Source organism: Acinetobacter sp. AKBS16 (genome assembly GCF_002899995.1).
Lineage (GTDB): Bacteria > Pseudomonadota > Gammaproteobacteria > Pseudomonadales > Moraxellaceae > Acinetobacter > Acinetobacter baumannii.
Genome location: NZ_POYH01000067.1, coordinates 10,505 through 17,373, shown reverse-complemented (window position 1 = coordinate 17,373; position 6,869 = coordinate 10,505). Strand labels below are relative to the sequence as shown.

Sequence of the window (6,869 nt, the reverse complement as noted above, 5' to 3'; positions counted from 1 at the left end):
CCACTTGCCCAAGACATCCAGCTAAATAGACTTAAGCCCAACATCCAAGACTCGGACCATTGTTGTCTGCGCTGTGAAAGTTGGATCATACCGCTGGCAAAAACTTCGTCCGTTAAACCCCAAGCCCAAACGGCTGTCTTCTTTAAATTTAATTTAGTGGGAATCAAATTATAAAGAGCAGGCCCATAAAGTACATGTCGTATATCAAGTGCAATGACTGTTAAGGCGGTTAACCATATAGAAGAACCACTTGCTAAAAGTGCGACCACTAAAAATTGGCTTGCACCTGCATACATGGAACAAGAAAGAAAAAATGCTTCCCATGGGCTAAAACCAAATTGAGATGCAGAAACGCCAAAGGCAAAAGAAACTGGTAAGTAGGTGAGAACGATGGCTTGACTATCTTTGGCACCTTGCCAAAAAGTTGCTGTTTGAGCAGCCATCTGTTGTTGATTTGACACAATACACCTTGGCAGTAAACCAATGATAAAAACTTGAAAGATTGAGTATTGTAGCCGAATTTAATAGCATAGTGCCGAAATGTTTAATTCGGCAGTTTGATATGTTCAAATCAAAAACTCGTTTAGTTTATATCGCCATCTTGAGTGCGAGCGTATTTATATTGCAAGGTTGTGATAATGGCAATCAGAGCTCAGATAAAAAAGTAGAAATTAAACCAGCGCCGAAATTAACGAATGATGCGACAGTTTATGCAAAAAAGGCATGGACATTAATCAATACTGTTGATCATTTAGTCTATGAAAAACAGCTCAGTCAAATTAATGATAATGTTCGTAAACCACTACGTCAGCTCAGTACAGACTGGCGTATTAATGTAAAAATGACAGATTCGGTCACTGAAGGAAAATATGCGCTTTGCCGTAAAGCTTTAACGAGTCTAGATGTATGGGCGCGCGAAACGCTTGAAAATAATAGTTCGGTTGCTCAAAAACAGGCAGATTATGAGCGTGATAAACAGCAATGTAAGGAAGCGATTGAAAATCCGAATTTAGGAAACACATCTCCTAAATAAAGCCTATACATATAAAAAAGCGAGATGATCAATCTCGCTTTTTTGCTTTAAACGATAATGGGTGAATGATAATTACGGTTTTGTTGCAGCTTTAGCTGTGTTGGCAGTTTTTACAGCATCTTGCTTCATTTGGTGAGTCATTTGATGTGATTCATGTTGTGCATGAGTCGCACTGGTCATTGCATCATGCTTTTGCATGGTTAAGTCTTTTTTAACTTCCTGTTTAGTTTTAGTTGCCTCTTTCTTTGCTTTTTGAGCTGTAGCTTTTCCATGGACCGCTACACATTTTCCACCTTTGTGATTTGGTCCAGTACCGCCTTGTAGTTGAGTTCCTTTTGGACATGCAAATGCCGAAACACTTAACATAGCCAATACGCCTGCTGTAAGAATTGTTGATAATTTTTTCATGTTAATCAGCGCCTTGTTGAGTATTATTGCTCAGCTTGAGTGTAAGGTGAAAAATTCTGCTTTAAAACATTTATTTTGTGGAAATAGAGTTTGAACAATGTTTTGATTTGCAGTGTTATCTAATTTTTTAATTTAATTTTAAGTTTTTATTATATAGCGGCGTTTCGTACAATTATGAATGAAATTGAGCAATTACTTTTAATTTTTCAATATCTAAAATCTCAATTTTTCTAAAAGCAATTTTAATAATATTCTGTTTTTCAAGTTGGCTCAGTTCATGGTTGATCGTCTGCCTAGATGTAGTCAACATGTTGGCTAATTGCTCTTGAGAAATCTGAATTTGATGATCTTGAATAAGAATATGGTTACCGTATCCTTCTAGAATGAACAGAAGACGTTGTGCCAGCCTTTGAGAAATACTGCGTGTTTGTATCGCAATTTGTTCTAAGAAAACGTACCTGAGTTTTTGGCTGGTTAAACGTGCAAAATAATACCAATAATATGGATATTCTTTTAGTAGCTCATTTAATGGTTTTGCGGGAATATGCAGAACTATACTTTTTTTCAAAGCAATCGCGTCGTGTGACCGTGGCTCATGATCAATTAAAGATATTTCACCGAACCACATAATCGGCTCAGCAATTGCAGAAAGTGCTTCATTACCATTTACATCGACATAACCTAAGCTAATTGAGCCTTCAAGGACGGTATAAATACCATCAAACTCATCTTGAGCGTGGAAAACGTAGCTATTTTTCTCAAAGGTGATTTGCTTGCCATGTTCTAAAATAAACTTTTGGAATGCTTCCGGAAGCACACTAAACCATGTGTTTTCTTTTAATCGGGTAATATAAATTAGGTCCAATATTCGGTCATCCATGAAAAAATTCATTACTTTGTCAATTAGCTGACAACTTTAAATTTTCCTTATTTGTACAGTATGACTATAGTTAAGTGAATAGGGAATAACTCATGTCAAATCTGGAGCAGAAACTGAGCCAATATGCGGCTTATCATTTAAATCATCAAAATATTTTGACGCATTTTATAGGCATTCCACTCATCGTGTTTTCAATTTTATGTTTAACAGCGAGGGCAGGAATCGATATTGGTAATTTTAAAGTTACTTTAGCTATGGTACTGATTGCATTCAGTACAATCTATTATTTATTTCTAGATAAAGTTTTTGGTTTACTCATGCTCATGATATTGGTGGCCCTGTATCCACTGGCAAGCCAAATTGCCGAGCTTTCTTTAGGACAATGGTTGGCTGCAAGTATTGGTTTCTTTGTGGTGGGATGGGCTTTTCAGTTTGTGGGGCATTATTTTGAAAAGAAAAAACCTGCTTTTGTTGATGATGTGATTGGACTCGCGATAGGACCACTATTTGTATTGGCAGAATTTATATTTATGTTAGGCTTTAGAAAGCCTTTGCATGAGCGAATTTTACACGAGGCGCGCAGTAAACGAGAGATGATGGATTTAAGCCATTAAATATAAAAAAGCCCCAATCTAGTGGGGCTTTTTTTTAAGCTTTAACTTAAACGTTAAAACGGAAGTGCATTACATCGCCATCTTGAACAACGTAAGTTTTACCTTCTAAACGCCATTTACCTGCTTCTTTAGCGCCGTTTTCACCGTTGTATTGTACGAAGTCATCATATGCAACAACTTCAGCACGGATAAAGCCTTTTTCGAAATCAGTATGAATAACACCAGCTGCTTGAGGAGCCGTTGCACCAACTTTTACTGTCCATGCACGAACTTCTTGTACACCAGCAGTGAAATAAGTTTGTAAACCTAAAAGTTTATAGCCTGCACGAATAACTACGTTTAAGCCCGGTTCTTCCATGCCCATTGCTTCTAGGAATTCAGCACGATCTTCATCTTCTAATAATGAAATTTCAGCTTCGATTTGGTTGCAAAGCGGCACAACAATCGCATTTTCTTCAGCAGCAAGTTTTTTAACAGCTTCTAAATGTGGGTTGTTTTCAAAACCGTCTTCTGCAACGTTTGCAATGTACATGGTTGGTTTCAAAGTCATTAAACCAAAACCACGGATTAATTTGCGTTCGTCATCAGACAAATCAGCTGCGCGAGCTGGTTTACCTTCGTCAAGTAACGGTTGGATTTTTTCTAAAACTGCTTTAGTTGCTACAGCTTCTTTGTCACCGCCTTTAGCAACTTTTGTTAAACGTAAAATTGCTTTAGCAACAGTTTCAAGATCTGCAAGTGCAAGTTCAGTATTGATAGTTGCAATGTCATCTAATGGATCAATTTTACCATTTACATGGATGACGTTTTCGTCTTCGAAACAACGTACAACGTGTGCAATTGCATCAGTTTCACGAATATTAGCAAGGAACTGGTTACCCAAACCTTCGCCTTTTGATGCACCAGCAACAAGACCTGCAATGTCTACAAATTCCATAGTGGTCGGCAAAACACGCTGAGGGTTAACAATTGCAGCAAGTTTATCTAAACGTGGATCTGGAACAGGAACAATACCTGTGTTTGGCTCAATGGTACAGAACGGGAAGTTTTCCGCTGCAATCGCTGCTTTAGTTAATGCATTGAAAAGGGTAGATTTCCCTACATTTGGCAGACCAACAATACCGCAATTAAAACCCATGAAAACCACTCACAAATGTGTAAATTAAAAATTGTGGCTGATTTTACATGAAAGCCATGACAAAGTCATGGCTAGAGCAGGGTTCTGTTGTGTTTAAACTTTACGTTTATCGAGTTGCTGGGCTAATGCATCACCAGTCGCTTGTACTAACATGACTAAAACAATCAATACTAAAATAACAGCCAACATAATTTGCATATCAAAACGTTGATAACCATATCGATAAGCAATGTCTCCTAAGCCACCTGCACCAATAGCACCAGCAATCGCAGATGAATTAATCATTGTCACAATAGTCACTGTAAAGCCTGCCACAATACCTGGCAAAGCCTCTGGTAAAAGTACGTGCCAGATAATTTGTTTGCGGTTACAACCCATGGCTTGTGCAGCTTCAATTAAGCCTTGATCGACTTCACGTAAGCTGACTTCTGCAATACGGGCAAAAAACGGAATGGCCGCAATCGTTAAGGGAACAACCGCTGCCCATACGCCATAACTTGTACCCACAATCCAGCGAGTAAGCGGAATAAGTGCAACCATTAAAATTAGAAAGGGTACAGAACGAGTAATGTTGATGACCCAACCCAAAGCTTGATTAATCTTTTGCGACGGATGAATGCCATGTTCAGAAGTGCTGACTAAAATAACAGCGATAGGTAAGCCAATTAAAAAGGCAATAAATGCAGATGCACCTACCATGAGTAAGGTGTCTACAGTTCCAGTAATTAATAAATCAATGAGCTGGTCTTGCATAGCCAAGTACCTCAAATTGTGCAATTGCTGTTAATGCATCTTGTTGTATAGATGAAAGATCAATTTCTACATTGGGAATACCGACTAAAAGTGAGCCAATAATGTGCCCTTGAATGGTATCGACCTGACTTTGGTATAAATTGACGGGTGCTTTGAATCTGGCAAGTAGTTCTTGGATATCTGGAACCTGATGTGCTTCAGCCTCATATTTCAGTTTTACAATAATATGAGTCGAATCTTCATCGGGTAGACGGCTGATTTTAAAAGGCAGGGTAATTTGCTCAAGGTTTAATAATTCTTGAGTAATTTGTTGCTCTGGTCGTGAAAATACCGACCAAACTTGCCCAGCCTCTACAATCTCACCTTGGTCAATCACCACGACTTGATCACAAATTTCTCGAATCACTTGCATTTCATGAGTGATTAATACAATGGTGAGACCAAGTTCCTGATTAATCTTTTTAAGTAAAGCCAAAATAGTAGCAGTACTTTCAGGATCAAGTGCCGAGGTTGCCTCGTCACACAGTAAAATTTCTGGGTGGTGAACAAGTGCGCGCGCAATACCAACACGTTGCTTTTGTCCGCCAGAAAGTTGTGATGGATAATAGTTAGATTTATCTGCAAGACCTACGAGAGCCAGAACTTCATTTACGCGTTGGTCGATATCTGCTTTGTTGTAATTGGAAACTTTTAAGGGCAATGCCACGTTTTCCCAAACTGTTTTTGCAGACATTAAATTGAAATGTTGAAAAATCATTCCAATCCGTTGACGGGTTTGAATAAGCTCGGAATGGCTCAATTCAGCAATGTTTTGTTGATGAATATGAATGCTGCCAGTATTTACTTGTTCTAAACCATTTAATGTACGAAGTAAGGAAGATTTTCCTGCACCACTTTTACCAATAATGCCTAAAATCTTACCTTGAGGAATATCAAGGTTAATCTCCTTTAAAGCATGCAGGTTTTGACCTTGAGATTGGTAAAACTTATTTAAACCACGAATTTTGATGTGGGGTAGAGAAAAATCAACTTGTGATCCAAAACTCACCATCGTCATTCTCCTTATTTCCAGCCTTGAAACCACATACCTTTACCAAAGTCTTTATCCAGAATATCTTGTGCTTGTTTTGAGTTCTGGAATGCTTTAACAAAGGTTGCAAGTTTTTGGTTTTTATCTTGGTAATCGCGACGAGTCACAAACAAAATTGCATATTTTTTATCGATTGGATCTAAAAATAATGCGCTATGTGGGTCGGTTACCTTTGCCATTTTTAAGTAGTGCGGGAAGCCGAAAATTAAATCGACATCGTTATAGGCATGTGCTGTCTGTGGTCCTTCAACTTCAACAAAGCTCAGCTGTTTAGGATTAGCTATAATGTCTTGGGTTGTTGAAAGTTCATTATTTATATCTTTAAGCTGAATTAAACCTGCAAGGTGCAATAAAATTAAAGCACGGGCTAAATTGACCGGATCGTTTGGAATAGCTACACGCGCTTTTGAAGGCAACTCTTCAAGTGATTTATATTTTTTTGAATATAAACCCACATGACTTCCTGAACCCACACCAAATGCATGTAAGTCATAACCCGTTTCTTTAACAGCATTACGTAGAAATACGCTTTGCTGGAAAAAGTTTGCATCAATATCGCCGTTTTGTACGGCAACATTGGGTGCTCGCCAGTCAGAAAATTCAACGAGTTTGACATGAACGCCTTGCTTTTCTACTTCATTGGCAACGCTTTGTAATAGCTCAGCATAAGGCGGGCTAATGCCAATCGTTAAAACATCATCGGCTTGTTTATTTTTAATATAACGATAACCGACAAGGCCCAGAACTACGATTAAAATCGTAATTCCGAGTAACCAAGGCTTATGCTGTTTGAACTGAATCGCCATAATCTTTCCGTTATTACTTCCAGCCAGGGAACCAAAGTTTTGGCCCAATTTCAGCGTCTAACACAGCTTTAACTTTTGGCGAGTTTTGATAGATCTCAACAAATTTCTTTAATTTGTCGCCCTTATCCTCATAGTCATCACGCACTA

General features: G+C 38.3%; 9 protein-coding genes and 1 pseudogene. 2 read left to right on the top strand and 8 right to left on the bottom strand.

The features are described from left to right. On the bottom strand, positions 1 to 443 hold a 443-nt coding region (locus tag C1642_RS12130; protein ID WP_171304707.1), incomplete at its 3' end, for an AzlC family ABC transporter permease. Between the two features lie 119 nt (positions 444 to 562). Here C1642_RS12130 and C1642_RS12125 point away from each other — a divergent pair. Further along, a complete protein-coding gene (locus C1642_RS12125; RefSeq protein WP_000477056.1) occupies positions 563 to 1,033 on the top strand; it encodes a hypothetical protein in 471 nt (156 codons plus the stop codon). Positions 1,034 to 1,105: 72 nt separating this feature from the next. Here the strand turns inward: C1642_RS12125 and C1642_RS12120 are convergent, their stop codons facing one another. Together C1642_RS12120 and C1642_RS12115 are read right to left on the bottom strand one after the other, a co-directional pair. After that, entirely contained in the window at positions 1,106 to 1,441 is a 336-nt protein-coding gene (locus C1642_RS12120; protein ID WP_000736695.1) for a hypothetical protein, read from the bottom strand. Between the two features lie 172 nt (positions 1,442 to 1,613). Then, positions 1,614 to 2,321: a Crp/Fnr family transcriptional regulator gene (locus C1642_RS12115; RefSeq protein ID WP_103236383.1), complete on the bottom strand. Its 708-nt coding sequence runs from the start codon at positions 2,319 to 2,321 to the stop codon at positions 1,614 to 1,616. A gap of 92 nt (positions 2,322 to 2,413) precedes the next feature. Between C1642_RS12115 and C1642_RS12110 the strand changes: the two genes are divergently transcribed. Then, entirely contained in the window at positions 2,414 to 2,935 is a 522-nt protein-coding gene (locus C1642_RS12110; RefSeq protein WP_004747444.1) for a DUF962 domain-containing protein, read from the top strand. Positions 2,936 to 2,981: 46 nt separating this feature from the next. On the opposite strand, the gene ychF is transcribed toward C1642_RS12110, so the two are convergent. The 5 genes and pseudogenes from ychF to C1642_RS19235 form a co-directional block, all read right to left on the bottom strand. Further along, positions 2,982 to 4,073, bottom strand: coding sequence for a redox-regulated ATPase YchF (gene ychF / locus C1642_RS12105; protein WP_000506572.1), 1,092 nt, complete (start codon positions 4,071 to 4,073; stop codon positions 2,982 to 2,984). A 93-nt stretch (positions 4,074 to 4,166) separates the two neighbouring features. Then, on the bottom strand, positions 4,167 to 4,826 hold the full coding sequence (locus C1642_RS12100; RefSeq protein ID WP_001153960.1) for a methionine ABC transporter permease: 660 nt from the start codon (positions 4,824 to 4,826) through the stop codon (positions 4,167 to 4,169). Continuing rightward, positions 4,807 to 5,883: a methionine ABC transporter ATP-binding protein gene (locus C1642_RS12095; protein ID WP_103236382.1), complete on the bottom strand. Its 1,077-nt coding sequence runs from the start codon at positions 5,881 to 5,883 to the stop codon at positions 4,807 to 4,809. Before C1642_RS12095 ends, C1642_RS12100 begins: the two co-directional genes overlap by 20 nt. 5 nt (positions 5,884 to 5,888) lie before the next feature. Beyond that, positions 5,889 to 6,722 carry a MetQ/NlpA family ABC transporter substrate-binding protein gene (locus tag C1642_RS12090; protein WP_103236381.1) on the bottom strand — a complete coding sequence of 278 codons (834 nt, stop codon included), beginning with the start codon at positions 6,720 to 6,722 and terminating at the stop codon, positions 5,889 to 5,891. 13 nt (positions 6,723 to 6,735) lie between these two features. Next, positions 6,736 to 6,869 (bottom strand): annotated as a pseudogene (locus C1642_RS19235) (methionine transporter); the annotation flags it as partial.

What these genes read in the sequence shown, in the direction of transcription:
- C1642_RS12115 (WP_103236383.1), bottom strand. Translation starts at nt 2,321, where the DNA reads ATGGATGACCGAATATTGGACCTAATTTATATTACCCGATTAAAAGAA.
- C1642_RS12095 (WP_103236382.1), bottom strand. Translation starts at nt 5,883, where the DNA reads ATGACGATGGTGAGTTTTGGATCACAAGTTGATTTTTCTCTACCCCAC.
- ychF (WP_000506572.1), bottom strand. Translation starts at nt 4,073, where the DNA reads ATGGGTTTTAATTGCGGTATTGTTGGTCTGCCAAATGTAGGGAAATCT.
- C1642_RS12090 (WP_103236381.1), bottom strand. Translation starts at nt 6,722, where the DNA reads ATGGCGATTCAGTTCAAACAGCATAAGCCTTGGTTACTCGGAATTACG.
- C1642_RS12125 (WP_000477056.1), top strand. Translation starts at nt 563, where the DNA reads ATGTTCAAATCAAAAACTCGTTTAGTTTATATCGCCATCTTGAGTGCG.
- C1642_RS12110 (WP_004747444.1), top strand. Translation starts at nt 2,414, where the DNA reads ATGTCAAATCTGGAGCAGAAACTGAGCCAATATGCGGCTTATCATTTA.
- C1642_RS12120 (WP_000736695.1), bottom strand. Translation starts at nt 1,441, where the DNA reads ATGAAAAAATTATCAACAATTCTTACAGCAGGCGTATTGGCTATGTTA.
- C1642_RS12100 (WP_001153960.1), bottom strand. Translation starts at nt 4,826, where the DNA reads ATGCAAGACCAGCTCATTGATTTATTAATTACTGGAACTGTAGACACC.